Below are 17,302 nucleotides of genomic sequence, written 5' to 3'. Positions count from 1 at the left end.
AATTTATTCGCCAACTACAACTTTGGCGTGTCTAATAATTTTGTTGTTTAGGTAGTAACCTTTTTCAGTTACGTCAATAACTTTTCCTTTTAAATCTTCTGTTGGTGCAGGAATCTTAGCAATGGCTTCATAATCATCACTATTAAAATCTTTGCCCTGAGCTTCCATAGGTTTTAACCCTTTTTGGCCTAAAAGCGTAAAGATTTTATTATAAATCAATTCCATTCCTTCTTTAATGGCTTCAAGATCTTCAGAGTTTTCATTTGCCGCTTTAGCACGATCAAAATCATCTAAAATAGGTAGTAATGCAGTAATGATTTCCTGACCCGCATTTTGCATCAATTCGATACGCTCTTTGGCCGAACGTCTTCTGAAGTTTTCAAATTCAGAATACATTCTCAAGTGTTTATCCTTGTACATCTCCAATTCCTCTTCGATGGTAGGTTTTGCAGGTTCTTCTTTTTCCTCAGCTTTTGCTTCAGCACTTTCCTCTGAATTTTGAGCTCCCTCTTCTTGCACCGTTTCTTGATCAGTCACCGGAGTTTCTTCGATTTCCTCGTTTATATCTTTTTTATTCTCTGTCATTTTCAAATAATTTGGAATAGCCGCATATCAAAATAAAGACCAAGTCTTTTTTAAAGACATATTGGCAGAAAACGCGCGAAAATAAAAAGACAGGCTGAAAACCTGTCTTTAAAATGTAAGTTATGTCTTAATATTTTATTTGGCTAGCTTTTTCAAAGTGCTCATTAATTGATGGCCTCTGATATTTTTAGCTACAATAATTCCGTCTCCATTGATCAATACATTAGCTGGAATACTTCTTACACCGTATTTTACCGAAGCAGCATTATTCCATCCTTTTAAATCACTTACGTGATATGGCCATGCCAAATGATCTTGCTTAATGGCAGATTTCCATCTGTCGAGGTTGTTGTCTAATGAAACACCAAAAATGGTGAAGCCTTTTCCGTTTTCGAAATTAGAATCTTTAAAAGTATTGTATGCATTTACAACATTTGGATTTTCTCTACGACAAGGTCCACACCAGGAGGCCCAAAAATCGATCAAAACCATTTGACCTCTTAAGTCTTCCAGATTTAACGGTTTCCCATCAATTCCATTCATAATAATATTGGGTGCTATATTTCCAATATTTAACCCTACTGTTGCTTTTTCAGCTTTGTATTCTGTAGCTGGTTTGTCATTCGATATTGGAGTAGAAGAGCTTAAAATAAGAAAAGCTCCTGCTAGAATTCCAGTTAAAACGTATTTCATGTACATTTAATTTAATGCCATTTGGCGGTTTATACTCTTTGAATATCAGCCCCTAGTGCAATCAGACGTTTGTCAATGTTTTGATATCCTCTATCGATTTGTTCGATATTGTGGATCAAACTTTCGCCATCTGCGGAAAGTGCTGCGATAAGCAAAGATACACCGGCACGAATGTCCGGAGATGTCATCTGGATGCCTTTTAGGTGTGTTTGTTTCCCTAATCCTATAACAGTTGCTCTATGCGGATCACATAAAATGATCTGAGCACCCATATCAATAAGCTTATCTACAAAGAATAGACGACTTTCAAACATCTTTTGGTGTATGAGTACACTACCTTTTGCCTGAGTAGCCACAACGAGTATAATACTTAAAAGGTCCGGAGTAAATCCAGGCCATGGTGCGTCACTAATCGTTAAGATGGATCCATCAATAAACGTATCTACTTCATAGGTATTTTGTCTTGGCACAATAATGTCATCACCATTTTTGACAATACTGATCCCCATTTTTCTAAAAATAGAAGGGATGACACCTAGATTCTCGTAAGAAACATCTTTAATCGTAATTTCAGAATTGGTCATTGCTGCCAATCCAATGAAACTACCAATTTCAATCATGTCAGGTAAGATACGGTGTTTACAGCCAGTCATCTTTTTAACACCATGAATGGTGAGTAAGTTTGATCCCACTCCTTCAATCTTGGCACCCATACTGTTTAGCATTTTACACAATTGCTGTAAATAAGGCTCGCAAGCAGCATTGTAAATTTGAGTAGTACCTTCTGCCATTACAGCGGCCATAACAATGTTTGCCGTACCAGTAACGGATGCTTCATCTAGAAGCATGTATGTGCCTTTTAATTTTTTTGCAGAAACCTCATAAAAGTTAGCATGAGAATCAAAATCAAATTCAGCACCAAGGTTTTCAAAACCAATAAAATGTGTGTCTAATCTTCTACGACCGATTTTGTCTCCTCCTGGTTTTGGAATGGCTCCAAAACCAAAGCGTGCTAGAAGTGGACCAACTATCATTATAGAACCTCTTAAACCCGCCCCTTTTTTACGGAAATCATCTGATCTTAAAAAGTCAAGGTTTACTTCATCAGCCTGGAAGGTATAAGTGTCTTCTTTAGTTTGCTTGATCTTAACTCCAAGGTCTTTTAATAAGTCAATTAACTTATTAACATCAATGATGTTTGGTACATTGGAAATTGTAACTTTTTCCGGAGTTAATAATACAGCACATAAAACTTGTAAAGCTTCATTTTTTGCACCTTGAGGCGTAATTTCACCTTTTAATTCTTTTCCTCCGCGTACTTTAAAAGTTCCCATTTAATATCTTCTTTTTTTGTTTCTACCGTTGCCTTTACGTCTGGTGTTAGTGTTTTGATTCACAATATGCTTCATTTCATCCAATACAGCTCCTTCTGGTTTTGAAAGTTTTCCATTAGATAATTCTAATAAGTGATTCCAGATAACCAGATCGTCTACCGTATTTTTATTCCATTGCAAGTAGGTTTTCTTCATAAGGTTACCAACCATTAATGCTAAAATATCTTTTTGCTCCGCGTCTTCTTCTTTGGCAGCTTCTTCAATGATTGTAGTAATCACTTTGCCATAATGACGGTATTTTTGAACTCCCTGCGGATATTCTACCTTATTTGGTTTGCTTTCGAATTCTTCTTTACTTGGAATAGGATATGGTGAATCAACATCTAACATGAAGTTGGACATGATAAAAAGATGGTCCCAAAGTTTGTGATTATAATCTTCTACATCTCTAAGTTGTGGGTTGAGTTGTCCCATAAGTTTAATTAGGGCTTTGGCTCCAGTATTTCTCTCTTCTCGATCTTCTACCTGAATAAGATAGTCCACCATTTGGTGTACATTTCTACCATATTCAGGTAAAATCAAATCTTTTCTTTCCGTATTATATTCCATTGTATGTTTTTACGCTGACAAATCTAAGATTTATTGTGATTAAATTTTTGTCTGTGAAATCACTAAGTTAACCTCGTATTGTTTATTTAACTTTTTTTTAAAGTGCTAGTTAAGAATAGACAGTTTTGCGAATTTCAGAAGCAATTGTCTTTTTCCTGAATTGATAAATTCAACCGTCACTTTTTGATTAGGTGCTGTACCTTCAATTTGTTTTACAGTACCAATTCCAAATCGGTCATGTTGTACTTTAACCCCAGGTGTAAGTTCTCCTCCTAAATCTAAACTTCCTTGTGCCGTACTTGCGGTTGCCGATGGTGAAACCTTTTTGAGTTTTTTATGTTCTACCGGTGGGACATATGAGCCTGAAGAGGTAAAAGATGCCTTACCGGTTTTTTGAAAATTACTTGCAGCCGCTTTTGGTCTTTCCATTCTCGAACGTTCTGTTTTCTTAAACATATTCGGATCCAGAATGTCCAGGTGACTTTTATCCAGTTCACTTAAGAAACGACTCGGCTGTGTGCTAATTAAATCCCCCCACCTGTAACGCATATTAGCATATGAAATGGTCAACGATTTTTCCGCACGAGTAATGGCCACATAAAACAATCTACGCTCTTCTTCCAATTCTGCTCTTGACCCTACAGAAAGTTGAGACGGAAATAGATTCTCTTCTAAACCTGCTACAAATACATGAGGATATTCCAGACCTTTCGAGGCATGAATAGTCATTAATGTGACTCGATTTTGATCTTCTTTTTTATCTTCTGTGTCCTTATCTGTTTGAAGCGGGATATCCTGAATGAAGTTAGCCAGAGTAGGGGCTTGATCTTCCGGATTCTCTGTAAAGTCTTTTAAGGAGTTTAACATCTCCTGAAGGTTGTCATGTTTACTAATCCCTTCTGGGGTTTTATCGTTATGCAGGTCTTTAAGAATACCTGAACTGGAAGCAATGATTTTTCCAGCTTCGTACGCATCTTGTGTCTTAGCTACTTCCTTGAAGCTTTTGATCAAATCAATAAACCCGGCAATCTTGTTCTTTGCTCCACTGTGAATTTGGATCGGCTCGTTATGTAGATTTTGAAGTAAATCCCATAGCGGTAAATTGTTTTGAGCCGCATGGAGCGTAATTTTATCCATGGTAGTTTTCCCGATTCCACGCGCAGGATAGTTGATAATCCTTTTTAGAGCTTCCTCATCTTTGGGATTAAATACCAATCGGCAATACGCCAGAAAATCTTTGATTTCTTTACGTTGATAGAAAGATAACCCTCCATAGATCTTATAAGGTATATTCAGTTTTCTTAGGGCATCCTCTAAAGATCTAGATTGCGCATTGGTACGGTAAAGAATGGCGAAGTCTGAGTTTGGAAGTTGATTCGTATTCTTTTTGTGAAAGATGCTATGTGCAACATTCATGGCTTCTTCTGAATCACTCATGGCGCCCATTATAGCAATCTTACCACCTTCGTCATTATTCGTCCAGACATCCTTTTTGATTTGATCCTGATTGTTTTCGATCAAACTATTTGCAGCCTTCACAATGTGTTGTGTTGAACGATAATTCTGTTCAAGCTTGAACGTTTTTGCTTCTGGATAATCTCTTTTAAAGTTTAAGATGTTTTGGATACTCGCTCCACGGAAAGCATAGATACTTTGCGCATCATCTCCTACCACACTGATATTTTGAAAACGATCTGCTAAAGCTTTAACAATCACATACTGTGAAAAGTTTGTATCCTGATACTCATCTACTAATATGTATCTGAATCGATCTTGATATTTATGCAATACCTCAGGAAAGTCACGAAGAAGAATATTCATATTAAATAAAAGGTCATCAAAATCCATCGCACCGGATTTAAACAACCTTTCGTTATAGGTCTTATATATATGTCCCAATTCCGGCTTTTTGGACTGCATATCTTCCTTAGTGATATTTAAGTTCCCCAAATATGCCTGAGGTGTTAAAAGATTGTTCTTTGCTCCGGAGATACGGTTCAATACCAGTCCAGGCTTATAGACTTTATCATCTAAACCTTTTTCCTTGACAATGGTTTTGATCAGCTTTTTGGCATCATCTGTGTCGTAGATGGTGAAGTTACTTGGATATCCTAATTTTTCTGATTCAGAACGTAAAATCCTGGCGAAGACAGAGTGGAAAGTTCCCATCCATAAGCTTTTTGCTTTAGATTCTCCTACCAGACTACCAATACGCTCTTTCATCTCCCGAGCAGCCTTATTGGTAAAGGTAAGAGATAGGATATTATAAGGAGGAATACCATTATATAATAAGGTGGCAATTCTATAGGTCAATACTCTTGTCTTTCCTGATCCTGCACCAGCGATAATCATTGATGGCCCTTCGGTGTTAATAACCGCTTCTCTTTGGGCATCGTTTAGTTCTTTTAGAAAATCCATAGGACAAATGTAATGAGCTTATATCAACCTTGAATGGTAGATTGACGCTCAATTTTAAAAAGAAATTGACAACCTGATGTGTGTTTTTATAAGTTATTGTCAATTAATTGAATAAAAATTAATTCGATATGTTGTTTTTCTAATTTAATCATGTACATTTGCAGCCCCTTAAAAGGGACTGATTTATAGTAAAACAACATTTATAGTAATATATGCCAACTATTCAGCAATTAGTTAGAAAAGGACGCGCTAAAAAAGTGAAGCAAAGTAAGTCTGCGGCACTTAATAGTTGTCCTCAGCGAAGAGGTGTTTGTGTAAGAGTTTACACTACTACACCAAAGAAACCTAATTCAGCAATGAGAAAAGTTGCCAGGGTAAGATTAACTAACGGAAACGAGGTTAATGCTTATATCGGAGGTGAAGGTCACAATTTACAAGAGCACTCTATCGTGTTAGTAAAGGGTGGTAGAGTTAAAGATTTACCTGGTGTTCGTTATCATATCGTTCGTGGAGCGTTAGATACAGCTGGAGTGGAAGGACGTACACAAAGACGTTCAAAATACGGAACAAAAAGACCAAAGAAGAAGTAATCTTCTAATATTAAACAATTATGAGAAAAGGTAGAGCTAAAGAGAGGATACTGACTCCGGACCCGAAGTTTAACGACAAGGTGGTTGCGAAGTTTGTAAACAATCTGATGATAAGCGGAAAAAAGAGTACTGCGTATCGAGTTTTTTATGAAGCTATGGATATGGTGGCCGAAAAGGCTGAGGAAGAAGGAGCATTAGCAACTTTCCACAAAGCGCTTGCGAACGTAACTCCGGGAGTGGAGGTGAAGAGTCGTAGAGTTGGTGGAGCTACTTTCCAGATCCCTCAACCTGTTCGTAAAGTAAGAAAAGATTCTATGGCCATGAAATGGTTGATTTTATTTGCGCGTAAGCGTAATGGAAAATCAATGGGTCGTAAACTTGCTGATGAAATTTTGGCTGCTTCTAATGAAGAGGGTGGAGCTTTCAAAAAGAAAGAAGATACTCACAGAATGGCAGAAGCGAATAAAGCATTCTCACACTTTAGATTTTAATCAAAATGGCTAAGAGAGATTTAAAATATACACGTAACATTGGTATTATGGCGCACGTTGATGCTGGGAAGACCACAACAACGGAGCGTATTCTTTATTATACCGGTTTAAGTCATAAAATTGGTGAGGTGCATGATGGTGCTGCAACCATGGACTGGATGGAGCAGGAGCAAGAAAGAGGTATTACTATTACTTCTGCTGCTACAACTACTTCTTGGAAGTACCCAACAGTTCAAGCACAGGCTATTCCGGAAACGGAAGAGTATAAAGTAAATATTATTGATACTCCGGGGCACGTTGACTTTACCGTTGAGGTGGAGCGTTCTTTGCGTGTTTTGGATGGTGCTATTGCATTGTTCTGTGCGGCTTCAGGTGTGGAGCCTCAGTCAGAAACAGTATGGCGTCAATCAGACAAATATAAAGTGCCTCGTATTGGTTTCATTAATAAAATGGATCGTATGGGAGCAGATTTCTTTGGTGTTGTAAGAGAAATCAAAGAAAGATTAGGGGCTCGTCCTATTCCATTACAGATTCCTATTGGAGCTGAAGCAGAATTCGAAGGAGTTGTTGATTTAACAACAATGAAAGCGATTGTATGGAATGAAGAGGATATGGGAATGACTTATGTAGAGTCAGAAATTCCTGAGCATCTTAAAGAAGAAGCGGTAGAGTGGAGAAATCAATTGATTGAAGCAGTTGCTGAGACTGATGATGAGTTGATGGAGAAATTCTTCGAAGATCCAGATAGTATTACTAAAGAAGAAATGTTTGTTGCGATTAGAAAAGCTACTATCGCTATGGATATTACTCCTATCATGTGTGGGTCTGCCTTTAAAAATAAAGGTGTTCAAACTGTATTGGATGCGGTAATGGCGTTCTTGCCATCTCCATTAGATAATGGTCAGGCGGAAGGTACAAATCCAAATACTGAAGAGACTGAAATTCGTCAACCAGATTTAAAAGAGCCAACTGCGGCTTTAGCATTTAAAATTGCTACGGATCCATTTGTTGGTCGTTTATGTTTCATTAGAAACTATTCTGGAGCGATAAAAGCAGGATCTTATTTGTTGAATACAAGAACTGGTAAAAAAGAGCGTATTTCTCGTTTATTCCAAATGCATTCAAATAAGCAAAATGCAATTGATGAGTTAGAGGCTGGAGATATCGGTGCGGCAGTAGGGTTTAAAGATATTCGTACTGGTGATACTTTATGTGATGAAAAACATCCAATTGTATTAGAGTCTATGACTTTCCCAGACCCTGTAATCGGTATTGCAATTGAGCCTAAAACTCAAGCTGACTTGGATAAGTTAGGTGTGGGTTTAGGAAAACTTGCTGAGGAGGATCCAACATTCCAGGTGAAGACTGATGAAGAATCAGGTCAAACTGTAATTTCTGGAATGGGTGAGCTTCACTTGGAGATTTTGATTGATCGTTTAAAACGTGAGTTCAAAGTTGAAGTAAATGAAGGAGCTCCTCAGGTAGCTTATAAAGAGGCTATTGTTGGTTCAGCAGATCATAGAGAAGTATATAAGAAACAATCAGGTGGTCGTGGTAAATTTGCGGATATCGTATTTACTATGGGTCCTAGAGAAGACGGAAAAGCTGGACTTGAATTCATTAACTCAATTAAAGGTGGTAATATTCCAAGAGAATTTGTGCCTTCGGTTGAAAAAGGATTTAAAGAAGCAATGCGTAACGGTGTGTTAGCTGGTTACGAAGTAGAGAGCTTAAAAGTTGAGTTAAAGGATGGGTCTTTCCACGCGGTGGATTCTGATCAATTGTCTTTTGAGTTAGCTGCTAAGTTAGGATATAAGGCTGCAATGCCTCTAGCAGGATCAAAAATTCTTGAGCCAATTATGAAGCTTGAAGTAGTTACTCCTGAAGAGAATATGGGTGATATTGTAGGTGACTTGAATAGAAGACGTGGGCAAGTGAATGGTATGGATAGTAGAAACGGAGCGCAAGTAATTAATGCATTCGTTCCTTTATCTGAAATGTTCGGTTATGTAACAGCATTGCGTACGATTTCTTCTGGTAGAGCAACTTCTACAATGGAATTCGCAAAGTATGATGATGTACCTAGCAACATCGCGAAACAAGTTATTGAAAACGTAAAAGGAAAAAACTAAGATCATGGCTCAAAAGATTAGAATAAAACTAAAGTCTTACGACCATAATTTGGTAGATAAGTCGGCCGAAAAAATTGTAAAGACTGTAAAGTCAACTGGAGCGGTTGTTAATGGACCAATTCCATTACCAACTCACCGTAAAATTTTCACGGTTTTGAGGTCACCTCACGTAAACAAGAAATCAAGAGAGCAATTTCAATTAAATGGCCACAAGAGATTGCTTGATATATACTCGTCATCGTCTAAAACTGTAGACGCGCTGATGAAGTTAGAATTACCAAGTGGTGTAGAAGTAGAAATTAAAGTTTAATTATTACCATGTCAGGAATTATAGGTAAAAAACTAGGTATGACCAGCATGTTTAACGAAGCTGGTAAGAATGTACCTTGTACGGTAATTGAAGCTGGTCCATGTGTGGTGACTCAATTGCGTACCGAAGAAGTTGACGGTTATTCAGCTGTTCAATTAGGTTACGGTGAGGCAAAAGAGAAAAATACCACGAATGCTCTTAAAGGGCATTTCAAAAAGGCTGGTACAACTCCAAAAAGCAAATTGGTGGAGTTTAAAGGTTTTGAATCTGAATTAAATTTAGGTGATGAAATCTTAGTAGACTTATTCGAAGAGGGTGAGTTTGTTGATGTAACTGGAACATCAAAAGGTAAAGGTTTTCAGGGTGTTGTTAAGCGTCACGGTTTTGGTGGTGTTGGACAAGCGACTCACGGTCAGCACAACCGTTTAAGAGCTCCAGGTTCTATCGGTGCTGCATCTTACCCAGCGAGAGTATTCAAAGGAATGCGTATGGCGGGTCAAACTGGAAACGAGAAAGTAAAAGTATTAAACCTTGAAGTATTAAAGGTTGATAAAGAAAACAATGTACTAGTTGTTAAGGGTGCTGTACCTGGATCAAATGGTTCATACGTAATAGTTGAGAAATAATGAAAGTAGCTGTTTTCGATACCAAAGGGAAAGAGACCAAAAAGAAGGTCGAGTTGAGCGATAGCATTTTTGCTGTAGAGCCAAACGAACATGCTTTCTATCTTGATATTAAGTTGTACCTAGCGAACCAACGTCAAGGTACACACAAGTCTAAAGAGAGAGCTGAGATTGCGGGTAGTACGCGTAAGATTAAAAAGCAAAAAGGAACTGGTACTGCAAGAGCAGGTAGTATTAAGTCTCCAGTGTTCAGAGGTGGAGGTCGTATTTTCGGTCCAAGACCAAGAAACTATGGTTTCAAATTGAACAAGAAAATTAGAAAAGTTGCACGTAGATCGGCATTAACTTCTAAGTTAAACAACGGAGAGTTGATCGTTTTAGAGAATCTAAACTTTGATTCAATCAAAACAAAAAACTATTCTGAGTTCTTAGGCAATTTCGATCTACTTGGAAAAAAGTCTCTTTTAGTTATTGCTGAAGAGAATAAAAACATATATTTGTCGGCTCGAAATTTGAAAGGTGCTAAAGTTGTAAATGCTTCAGATTTAAACACTTACGATATTTCGAATGCGAATAAAGTTTTATTGTGCGAAGGTTCACTTAATGTAATCGAGCAAAATTTGAGTTAAGTCATGGGAATTATTAAGAAACCAATTATTACAGAAAAGATGACTGATTTAGGGGAAACTCTAAATAGGTATGCTTTTGTAGTGGATCGTAACGCCAATAAAATTGAGATCAAAGCAGCTGTTGAAGCCGCTTATGATGTTACGGTTGAGAAGATTAATACAATGATTCAGGCTGGTAAGTCAAAATCTCGTAATACTAAGACAGGTATTGTTAAGGGAAACACAGGTCACTTCAAGAAAGCGATCGTTACTCTTAAGGATGGAGATGAAATTGATTTTTACAGCAATATCTAATTTATAGGAAATGGCGGTAAAGAAATTAAAACCAACAACACCTGGGCAGAGATTTAGAGTTGTTTCAATGTTTGAAACAATTACTACTGATAAACCAGAGAAGAGTTTGTTAGCGCGTAAAAAACGTTCTGGTGGTAGAAATGCTACTGGACGTATGACTATCCGTAATATCGGTGGTGGGCACAAACAACGTTACAGAATCATTGATTTTAAACGTGACAAGTTTGGCATGGATGCTAAAGTAAAGACGATTGAGTATGATCCAAACAGATCTGCACGTATCGCTTTGTTAGTTTATGCTGATGGTGAAAAAAGATACATGATTGCTCCAAATGGATTGGAAGTTGGGCAAACAGTTGTGTCTGGTAAAGGTGCGCAACCAGAAGTGGGAAATGCACTATATTTAAGTGAAATACCTTTAGGTACTATTATTCATAACATTGAGTTGAACCCTGGTCAAGGAGCTAAAATGGCACGTAGTGCTGGGTCTTACGCACAGTTAGCTGCGAAGGATGGTAAATTTGCCGTTATCAAATTGCCTTCTGGAGAGATGAGACTAATTCTTTTGACATGTATGGCTACAATTGGTTCTGTATCAAACTCAGATCACGCACTTCAACGTCAAGGTAAGGCTGGAGCTAATAGATGGGCTGGCCGTAGACCAAGAGTTAGAGGTGTAGCTATGAATCCAGTTGATCACCCAATGGGTGGTGGTGAAGGAAAGAAATCCGGAGGTCACCCAAGATCAAGAACTGGTGTTCCAGCTAAGGGTTATAAAACTAGAGCGCCTAAAAAAGCTTCTAGTAAGTACATAATCGAAAGTCGTAAAAAATAATTGAAATGAGTAGGTCGTTAAAAAAGCCCCCATTTGTACATTATAAGTTGGCAAAAAGAGTTGCTGAAGCTCAAGAGTCAACTAAGAAATCAACAATTAAAACATGGTCACGTGCATCAATGATCACTCCTGACTTTGTTGGTTTGACGATTGCTGTGCATAACGGTAAGAAGTTTATTCCTGTATTTGTTAATGAAAACATGGTAGGACATAAACTAGGAGAATTTTCTCCAACCAGAACGTTTAGAGGCCATGGTGGCAAGAAGAAAAAGTAATTGACCATTTAGTTAAGTAAAGCAACATGGGTTCAAGAAAACATAAAATGGCAGAGGCGCGTAAAGAGACTATGAAGTCTGTTTATGTGGCTAAGTTGAATAATTGTCCAACTAGTCCAAGAAAAATGAGATTAGTGGCTGATATGGTTCGTGGAATGGATGTGCAAAAAGCATCTGCTGTATTACAGTATTCTAAAAAAGAAGCTTCTATTAGATTAGAAAAACTTTTGAGATCTGCAATCGCGAACTACGAGGTAAAGTCTGGTAATAGCTGGGAGGATGCAAATCTTTTTATAAAAGAAATCCGTGTGGATGAAGGAAGAATGCTTAAGCGTATTCAACCAGCTCCACAAGGTCGTGCACATAGAATTCGTAAGAGATCTAACCACGTTACATTAGTTGTTGATTCTAAAACTGAGGATAAGTAAGATGGGACAAAAGACAAATCCAATAGCTAACCGTTTAGGTTTTATCCGCGGCTGGGATTCAGCATGGTACGGAGGAAATGATTACGGAGATAAATTAGCTGAAGATCACAAGATCAGAAGATACTTGTATGCTAGATTACGTAAAGCTAGTATTTCAAGAATTATTATTGAAAGAACACTTAAGTTAATCACTGTTACCATTAACACTGCACGTCCGGGTATTATTATCGGTAAAGGTGGTTCTGAGGTTGATAAATTGAAAGAAGAGTTAAAGAAGATTACTTCAAACGAAGTTCAAATTAACATCTTCGAAATTAAGAGACCTGAATTAGAAGCGCGTTTAGTAGCTGAAAGTATTGCACGTCAAATCGAAGGTCGTATCTCGTATAGAAGAGCTATTAAGATGGCTATTCAATCAACTATGAGAATGGGAGCTGAAGGGATCAAAGTTCAGATTTCTGGTCGTTTGAATGGTGCGGAGATGGCACGTTCTGAAAACTACAAAGAAGGAAGAACTCCACTTCATACATTCCGTGCGAATATTGATTATGCACTTGTTGAAGCACATACTACTTATGGCCGTATTGGTGTAAAAGTATGGATTTGCAACGGAGAGGTTTATGGTAAACGTGATTTGTCTCCAAATGTTGGAGCAAAGCAAAAAGGACCAAGAGGACCTAAGGGCAAATTTAGAGGTAGAAGAAAATAATTAAGGACTGGTAAAGATTAATAGAAATGTTACAACCAAAAAAGGTAAGACGTAGAAGAGTCCAGAAAGGAAGAATTAAAGGATTGGCTCACAGAGGGAGTACAATCGCATTTGGTTCTTTTGGTATTAAGGCATTAGATATGGGTAGAATTACTTCAAGACAAATTGAAGCTGCACGTATCGCGATGACTAGATATATGAAAAGGGAAGGTCAAGTTTGGATTAGAATTTTCCCGGATACTCCAATTACAAGTAAGCCAGCTGAAGTAAGGATGGGTAAAGGTAAAGGAGCTTTGGATCACTGGGTATGTAAAGTGAAGCCAGGAAGAATCCTTTATGAGCTTGATGGAGTTAGCATGGAAACAGCTAAAGAGGCATTACGTTTAGGTGCTCAAAAGCTTCCAATGAAATGTAAATTTGTTGTTCGTAAAGACTATATAGCATAATTCTAAGAAGATGAAGCAATCAGAAATTAAAGAACTTACTACAAACGAACTTGTAGAAAGAATTGAAGTTGAATCAGCTTCGCTTCAAAAGTTAAGAATGGTTCACGCAGTTTCTCCATTGGAGAACCCTATGCAGATCCGTGATGCAAGAAGAAATGTTGCTCGTTTAAAGTCTGAAGTTACTAGAAGAGCAATTAACGAAAATAAAGGTTAAGCCATGGAAAGGAACCTGAGAAAAGAAAGAATAGGTGTTGTCGCTTCTAACAAAATGGAGAAATCTATTGTTGTGATGATTGAGCGTAAAGTTAAGCACCCGAAATATGGTAAATTCGTTAAGCAGTCATCTAAATTTGTGGCTCATGACGAAAAGAATGAATGCAATATTGGCGATACAGTAAGAATTATGGAAACAAGAAAGCTCTCTAAGAATAAAAACTGGAGACTTGTTGAAATTCTTGAAAAAGCTAAGTAATAATCATTAATAGAGTTAAGTAGTCATGATACAAACGGAATCAAGATTAAAAGTAGCTGATAACAGTGGAGCCAAAGAGGTTTTGGTTATTAGAGTACTAGGCGGTACTAAACGCAGATATGCTTCTATTGGTGATAAAGTTGTTGTTACTGTAAAGCAAGCAATGCCTAACGGTGGTGTAAAGAAGGGAACTGTTTCACCAGCGGTAGTTGTTAGAACAAAGAAAGAAATTAGAAGAGCTGACGGAACATATATCCGCTTTGATGATAACGCAGTAGTGTTATTGAATGCGGCAAACGAGATGAGAGGAACCCGTATTTTCGGACCTGTTGCTCGTGAGTTACGTGACAAGCAATTCATGAAAATTGTATCTCTTGCACCTGAAGTGCTTTAATGATTAGGATTATGAGAAACAAACTTCACATAAAAGTTGGTGATAACGTAATGGTTATCGCTGGTAATGAAAAAGGGAACTCAGGAAAAGTTTTGGGTTTCAATGCAAAGCGTGATCGTGCAACTGTTGAAGGTTTAAACATCGTTAAGAAACATGTAAAACCATCAGCAACTAATCCTCAAGGTGGGATTGAAGAAAACGAAGCTGGAATTCATATTTCAAACCTTATGGTAATTGATGGAAAAGGAGTTCCTACACGTACTATTCGTAAATCAGATTCAAACGGAAATAATGTAAGATTTTCTGTTAAATCAAATACAGAGGTTAAGTGATGGCGTATACACCAAATCTTAGAAAGAAATATAACGATGAGATCGTTCCTGCTTTAAAAGAGAAATTCTCTTATTCAAGTATTATGCAGGTACCAAAGTTGGAAAAAATCATCTTAAGCCAGGGTGTTGGTAAAGGAACTACTGACAAGAAATTGGTTGAGAATGCGGTTAAAGAGATGACTATGATCGCTGGACAAAAAGCGTTTGCTACAGTGTCGAAAAAAGACGTTTCTAACTTTAAATTGCGTAAAGGAATGCCAGTTGGTGCAAAAGTGACTTTACGTAATGATAGAATGTACGAATTCTTAGAAAGATTTTTAAGAGTTGCTCTTCCTCGTACGCGTGACTTTAGAGGTATTAAAACTAAGTTAGACGGTAGAGGAAACTATAACATTGGTATTAAAGAGCAGATTATGTTCCCGGAAATTGATATCGACAAAATCCCAAATATTACGGGGATGGATATTACTTTCGTGACCAGTGCAAATACTGATGAAGAAGGATACGAATTATTAAAAAACTTTGGTTTTCCATTTAAAAAATAAGTACTGAGATGGCAAAAGAATCAATGAAAGCGAGAGAGCGTAAACGTGCTGCAATGATTAGCAAGTACGCTGAAAAAAGAGCTCGCTTAAAAGCAGAAGGTGAATGGGAAGAGTTACAAAAACTTCCAAAAAATTCATCTGCAGTTAGAGCGCATAACCGTTGTAAAATTACGGGACGTCCAAGAGGATATATGCGTCATTTTGGTATCTCAAGGGTAACTTTTAGAGAACTTGCTACACAAGGGTTGATCCCAGGAGTGAAAAAAGCAAGCTGGTAAAAAATAAACGATATTAATTAGACAGAAATGACTGATCCAATCGCAGATTATTTAACTAGAATTAGGAATGCACAAAAAGCGGGACACCGTGTTGTGGATATCCCATCTTCTGGTATTAAAAGAGAAATCACTAAGATTCTTTTTGATAAAGGATATATCCTAAACTATAAATTAGAATCAGATACTCCCGGAGGGAATATCAAAGTGGCGTTGAAATACGACAGAGACACTAAAGAAGGTGCAATTAAAAACTTAACTAGAATCAGTAAGCCGGGTTTAAGAAGGTATGTTGGTGCTGGTGAATTACCACGTGTATTAAACGGTTTAGGTATTGCAATTTTATCTACTTCTAAAGGTGTAATTACAGATAAAGAAGCTAGAAAGCTTAATGTTGGTGGAGAGTATATTTGCTCCATTTATTAAAAGAATAAAGAGATGTCTAGAATAGGAAATTTACCAATAGATATTCCACAAGGTGTTACAGTTTCTATCGAAGGAAATATTGTAACCGTTAAGGGAACAAAAGGTGAGCTGACTCAAACCATTGATCCAATCATTTCAGTCAAAGAAGAAGATGGGAAAATAATCGTTTCTCGTACTGGAGAAACTAAGGATCATAAATCTAAGCACGGTTTATACCGCTCACTTATTAACAATATGGTTGTAGGGGTTTCTGTGGGTTATAAGAAAGTGATGGAACTGGTAGGTGTTGGTTTCAGAGCTGCAATGAAAGGACAAAATTTAGAATTGTCTTTAGGTTATTCTCACGGAATCGTTTTCGTATTGCCAAAAGAAATTACATGTACTGCTGTATCTGAAAGAGGTAAAGCTCCGATTGTAACTTTCGAATCACACGATAAGCAATTAATCGGTGCTATTGCAGCTAAATTAAGATCATTACGTAAACCTGAGCCATACAAAGGAAAAGGTATTCGTTTTGAAGGAGAACACATTCGTAGAAAAGCTGGTAAGACAGCTGCTAAATAATATTAGATCATGGCTATAAGTAAGATAGAGCGTAGAGCTAAAATTAAGAGAAGAGTAAGAAAAAATATTTTCGGTACTCCAGAAATGCCTAGGTTGAGCATATTTAGAAGTAACAAAGAATTTTACGCACAGGTAATTGAAGACGTAAATGGAAAAACTTTGGCTTCAGCGAGTTCAATTAAGCTTAAGTCGGATGGACTTTCAAAAATCGAAGTTGCTAAAGCAGTAGGTGCTGAGTTAGCAAAAAATGCTAAAGAAGCGAACATCGAGTCTGTAGTGTTTGATAGAAACGGTTTTTTATATCACGGTAGAATTAAGGCTTTTGCTGACGGAGCAAGAGAAGCAGGATTAAAATTTTAATTACGATCATAGTTTAGAAGTATGAAACAAGTTAAATCAACAGAGTCAGAATTAAAAGACACGGTTGTAAAAATCAGAAGGGTTACTAAAGTAACAAAAGGTGGTCGTACATTTGGTTTTTCTGCGGTTGTAGTTGTAGGTGATGAAAAAGGTATCGTTGGATACGGATTGGGAAAATCAAAAGAAGTTATTGGTGCGATTTCTAAGGGAATGGACACTGCTAAGAAAAACTTAATTAAGGTTCCAATCTTAAATGGTACTATTCCTCATGCGCAATTAGGAAAGCACGGTGGAGCTGAAGTATTAATTAAGCCTGCTGCTCACGGTACCGGTGTTATTGCTGGTGGTGCGATGCGTGCAGTATTGGAAAGTGTTGGAGTTACTGATGTATTAGCAAAATCAAAAGGATCTTCAAATCCGGTAAATGTAGTAAAAGCAACTATGGATGCTTTAGCTAAATTGAACGATGCGAATTCGGTTGCTAAGAGAAGAGGTATTTCTTTAGACAAAGTATATAACGGATAATAATCTTG

General features: G+C 37.3%; 27 protein-coding genes. 22 read left to right on the top strand and 5 right to left on the bottom strand.

Annotated elements, in window-relative coordinates; all coding sequences use genetic code 11:
• Positions 1 to 3: 3 nt before the first annotated feature.
• The 5 genes from KFE94_04550 to KFE94_04530 all read right to left on the bottom strand — a co-directional run bounded on the left by KFE94_04550 (position 4) and on the right by KFE94_04530 (position 5,639).
• A complete protein-coding gene (locus tag KFE94_04550) occupies positions 4 to 585 on the bottom strand; it encodes a nucleotide exchange factor GrpE (protein ID UTW67391.1) in 582 nt (193 codons plus the stop codon).
• Positions 586 to 720: 135 nt separating this feature from the next.
• Positions 721 to 1,284: a TlpA family protein disulfide reductase gene (locus tag KFE94_04545; protein ID UTW67390.1), complete on the bottom strand. Its 564-nt coding sequence runs from the start codon at positions 1,282 to 1,284 to the stop codon at positions 721 to 723.
• A gap of 23 nt (positions 1,285 to 1,307) precedes the next feature.
• Complete coding sequence (murA, locus tag KFE94_04540) at positions 1,308 to 2,612, bottom strand: UDP-N-acetylglucosamine 1-carboxyvinyltransferase (GenBank protein UTW67389.1); 1,305 nt, start codon at positions 2,610 to 2,612, stop codon at positions 1,308 to 1,310.
• Positions 2,613 to 3,221, bottom strand: a complete 609-nt coding sequence (locus tag KFE94_04535) for a DUF4290 domain-containing protein (GenBank protein ID UTW67388.1) — start codon at positions 3,219 to 3,221, stop codon at positions 2,613 to 2,615.
• Between the two features lie 105 nt (positions 3,222 to 3,326).
• Positions 3,327 to 5,639 (bottom strand): UvrD-helicase domain-containing protein, encoded by a 2,313-nt coding sequence (locus tag KFE94_04530; GenBank protein UTW67387.1) that lies wholly within the window; start codon positions 5,637 to 5,639, stop codon positions 3,327 to 3,329.
• Positions 5,640 to 5,851: 212 nt separating this feature from the next.
• Here KFE94_04530 and rpsL point away from each other — a divergent pair, with 212 nt between their 5' ends.
• The 22 genes from rpsL to rpsE are packed head-to-tail and all read left to right on the top strand — an operon-like array spanning position 5,852 to position 17,294.
• Positions 5,852 to 6,229: a 30S ribosomal protein S12 gene (gene rpsL, locus KFE94_04525; GenBank protein UTW67386.1), complete on the top strand. Its 378-nt coding sequence runs from the start codon at positions 5,852 to 5,854 to the stop codon at positions 6,227 to 6,229.
• 20 nt (positions 6,230 to 6,249) lie between these two features.
• Positions 6,250 to 6,720 carry a 30S ribosomal protein S7 gene (gene rpsG, locus KFE94_04520; protein ID UTW67385.1) on the top strand — a complete coding sequence of 157 codons (471 nt, stop codon included), beginning with the start codon at positions 6,250 to 6,252 and terminating at the stop codon, positions 6,718 to 6,720.
• A gap of 5 nt (positions 6,721 to 6,725) precedes the next feature.
• The gene (fusA, locus tag KFE94_04515; protein ID UTW67384.1) at positions 6,726 to 8,852 is read left to right on the top strand and encodes an elongation factor G; all 2,127 of its coding nucleotides are present in this window, start codon (positions 6,726 to 6,728) and stop codon (positions 8,850 to 8,852) included.
• Positions 8,853 to 8,856: 4 nt separating this feature from the next.
• A complete protein-coding gene (rpsJ, locus tag KFE94_04510) occupies positions 8,857 to 9,162 on the top strand; it encodes a 30S ribosomal protein S10 (GenBank protein ID UTW67383.1) in 306 nt (101 codons plus the stop codon).
• A gap of 8 nt (positions 9,163 to 9,170) precedes the next feature.
• On the top strand, positions 9,171 to 9,788 hold the full coding sequence (rplC, locus tag KFE94_04505; GenBank protein UTW67382.1) for a 50S ribosomal protein L3: 618 nt from the start codon (positions 9,171 to 9,173) through the stop codon (positions 9,786 to 9,788).
• The gene (gene rplD, locus KFE94_04500; GenBank protein UTW67381.1) at positions 9,788 to 10,414 is read left to right on the top strand and encodes a 50S ribosomal protein L4; all 627 of its coding nucleotides are present in this window, start codon (positions 9,788 to 9,790) and stop codon (positions 10,412 to 10,414) included. The genes rplC and rplD overlap by 1 nt, the downstream gene beginning before the upstream one ends.
• A 3-nt stretch (positions 10,415 to 10,417) precedes the next feature.
• Positions 10,418 to 10,708 (top strand): 50S ribosomal protein L23, encoded by a 291-nt coding sequence (gene rplW, locus KFE94_04495; GenBank protein ID UTW67380.1) that lies wholly within the window; start codon positions 10,418 to 10,420, stop codon positions 10,706 to 10,708.
• A gap of 10 nt (positions 10,709 to 10,718) precedes the next feature.
• Positions 10,719 to 11,543, top strand: a complete 825-nt coding sequence (gene rplB, locus KFE94_04490) for a 50S ribosomal protein L2 (GenBank protein ID UTW67379.1) — start codon at positions 10,719 to 10,721, stop codon at positions 11,541 to 11,543.
• Positions 11,544 to 11,548: 5 nt separating this feature from the next.
• Positions 11,549 to 11,818, top strand: a complete 270-nt coding sequence (rpsS, locus tag KFE94_04485; GenBank protein UTW67378.1) for a 30S ribosomal protein S19 — start codon at positions 11,549 to 11,551, stop codon at positions 11,816 to 11,818.
• A gap of 26 nt (positions 11,819 to 11,844) precedes the next feature.
• Entirely contained in the window at positions 11,845 to 12,246 is a 402-nt protein-coding gene (gene rplV / locus KFE94_04480; protein UTW67377.1) for a 50S ribosomal protein L22, read from the top strand.
• 1 nt (position 12,247) lies between these two features.
• The gene (gene rpsC, locus KFE94_04475; protein UTW67376.1) at positions 12,248 to 12,955 is read left to right on the top strand and encodes a 30S ribosomal protein S3; all 708 of its coding nucleotides are present in this window, start codon (positions 12,248 to 12,250) and stop codon (positions 12,953 to 12,955) included.
• 26 nt (positions 12,956 to 12,981) lie between these two features.
• Positions 12,982 to 13,401: a 50S ribosomal protein L16 gene (gene rplP, locus KFE94_04470; protein UTW67375.1), complete on the top strand. Its 420-nt coding sequence runs from the start codon at positions 12,982 to 12,984 to the stop codon at positions 13,399 to 13,401.
• Positions 13,402 to 13,411: 10 nt separating this feature from the next.
• A complete protein-coding gene (rpmC, locus tag KFE94_04465) occupies positions 13,412 to 13,615 on the top strand; it encodes a 50S ribosomal protein L29 (GenBank protein UTW67374.1) in 204 nt (67 codons plus the stop codon).
• 3 nt (positions 13,616 to 13,618) lie between these two features.
• Positions 13,619 to 13,873, top strand: coding sequence for a 30S ribosomal protein S17 (rpsQ, locus tag KFE94_04460; GenBank protein UTW67373.1), 255 nt, complete (start codon positions 13,619 to 13,621; stop codon positions 13,871 to 13,873).
• A gap of 25 nt (positions 13,874 to 13,898) precedes the next feature.
• On the top strand, positions 13,899 to 14,267 hold the full coding sequence (gene rplN / locus KFE94_04455; GenBank protein ID UTW67372.1) for a 50S ribosomal protein L14: 369 nt from the start codon (positions 13,899 to 13,901) through the stop codon (positions 14,265 to 14,267).
• 11 nt (positions 14,268 to 14,278) lie between these two features.
• On the top strand, positions 14,279 to 14,599 hold the full coding sequence (rplX, locus tag KFE94_04450) for a 50S ribosomal protein L24 (protein ID UTW67371.1): 321 nt from the start codon (positions 14,279 to 14,281) through the stop codon (positions 14,597 to 14,599).
• On the top strand, positions 14,599 to 15,144 hold the full coding sequence (gene rplE, locus KFE94_04445; GenBank protein UTW67370.1) for a 50S ribosomal protein L5: 546 nt from the start codon (positions 14,599 to 14,601) through the stop codon (positions 15,142 to 15,144). Before rplX ends, rplE begins: the two co-directional genes overlap by 1 nt.
• Before the next feature lie 8 nt (positions 15,145 to 15,152).
• On the top strand, positions 15,153 to 15,422 hold the full coding sequence (gene rpsN / locus KFE94_04440) for a 30S ribosomal protein S14 (GenBank protein ID UTW67369.1): 270 nt from the start codon (positions 15,153 to 15,155) through the stop codon (positions 15,420 to 15,422).
• A gap of 27 nt (positions 15,423 to 15,449) precedes the next feature.
• Positions 15,450 to 15,845 carry a 30S ribosomal protein S8 gene (rpsH, locus tag KFE94_04435; protein ID UTW67368.1) on the top strand — a complete coding sequence of 132 codons (396 nt, stop codon included), beginning with the start codon at positions 15,450 to 15,452 and terminating at the stop codon, positions 15,843 to 15,845.
• 12 nt (positions 15,846 to 15,857) lie between these two features.
• A complete protein-coding gene (gene rplF, locus KFE94_04430; GenBank protein UTW67367.1) occupies positions 15,858 to 16,409 on the top strand; it encodes a 50S ribosomal protein L6 in 552 nt (183 codons plus the stop codon).
• Between the two features lie 9 nt (positions 16,410 to 16,418).
• A complete protein-coding gene (rplR, locus tag KFE94_04425; protein UTW67366.1) occupies positions 16,419 to 16,769 on the top strand; it encodes a 50S ribosomal protein L18 in 351 nt (116 codons plus the stop codon).
• A gap of 21 nt (positions 16,770 to 16,790) precedes the next feature.
• A complete protein-coding gene (gene rpsE, locus KFE94_04420; GenBank protein ID UTW67365.1) occupies positions 16,791 to 17,294 on the top strand; it encodes a 30S ribosomal protein S5 in 504 nt (167 codons plus the stop codon).
• Positions 17,295 to 17,302 lie beyond the last annotated feature (8 nt).

The organism is bacterium SCSIO 12643 (genome assembly GCA_024398135.1).
Taxonomy (GTDB): domain Bacteria; phylum Bacteroidota; class Bacteroidia; order Flavobacteriales_G; family Salibacteraceae; genus CAJXZP01.
The sequence above is the reverse complement of the archived record's forward strand: the minus strand, read 5'-3'. Positions and strand labels throughout refer to the sequence as shown.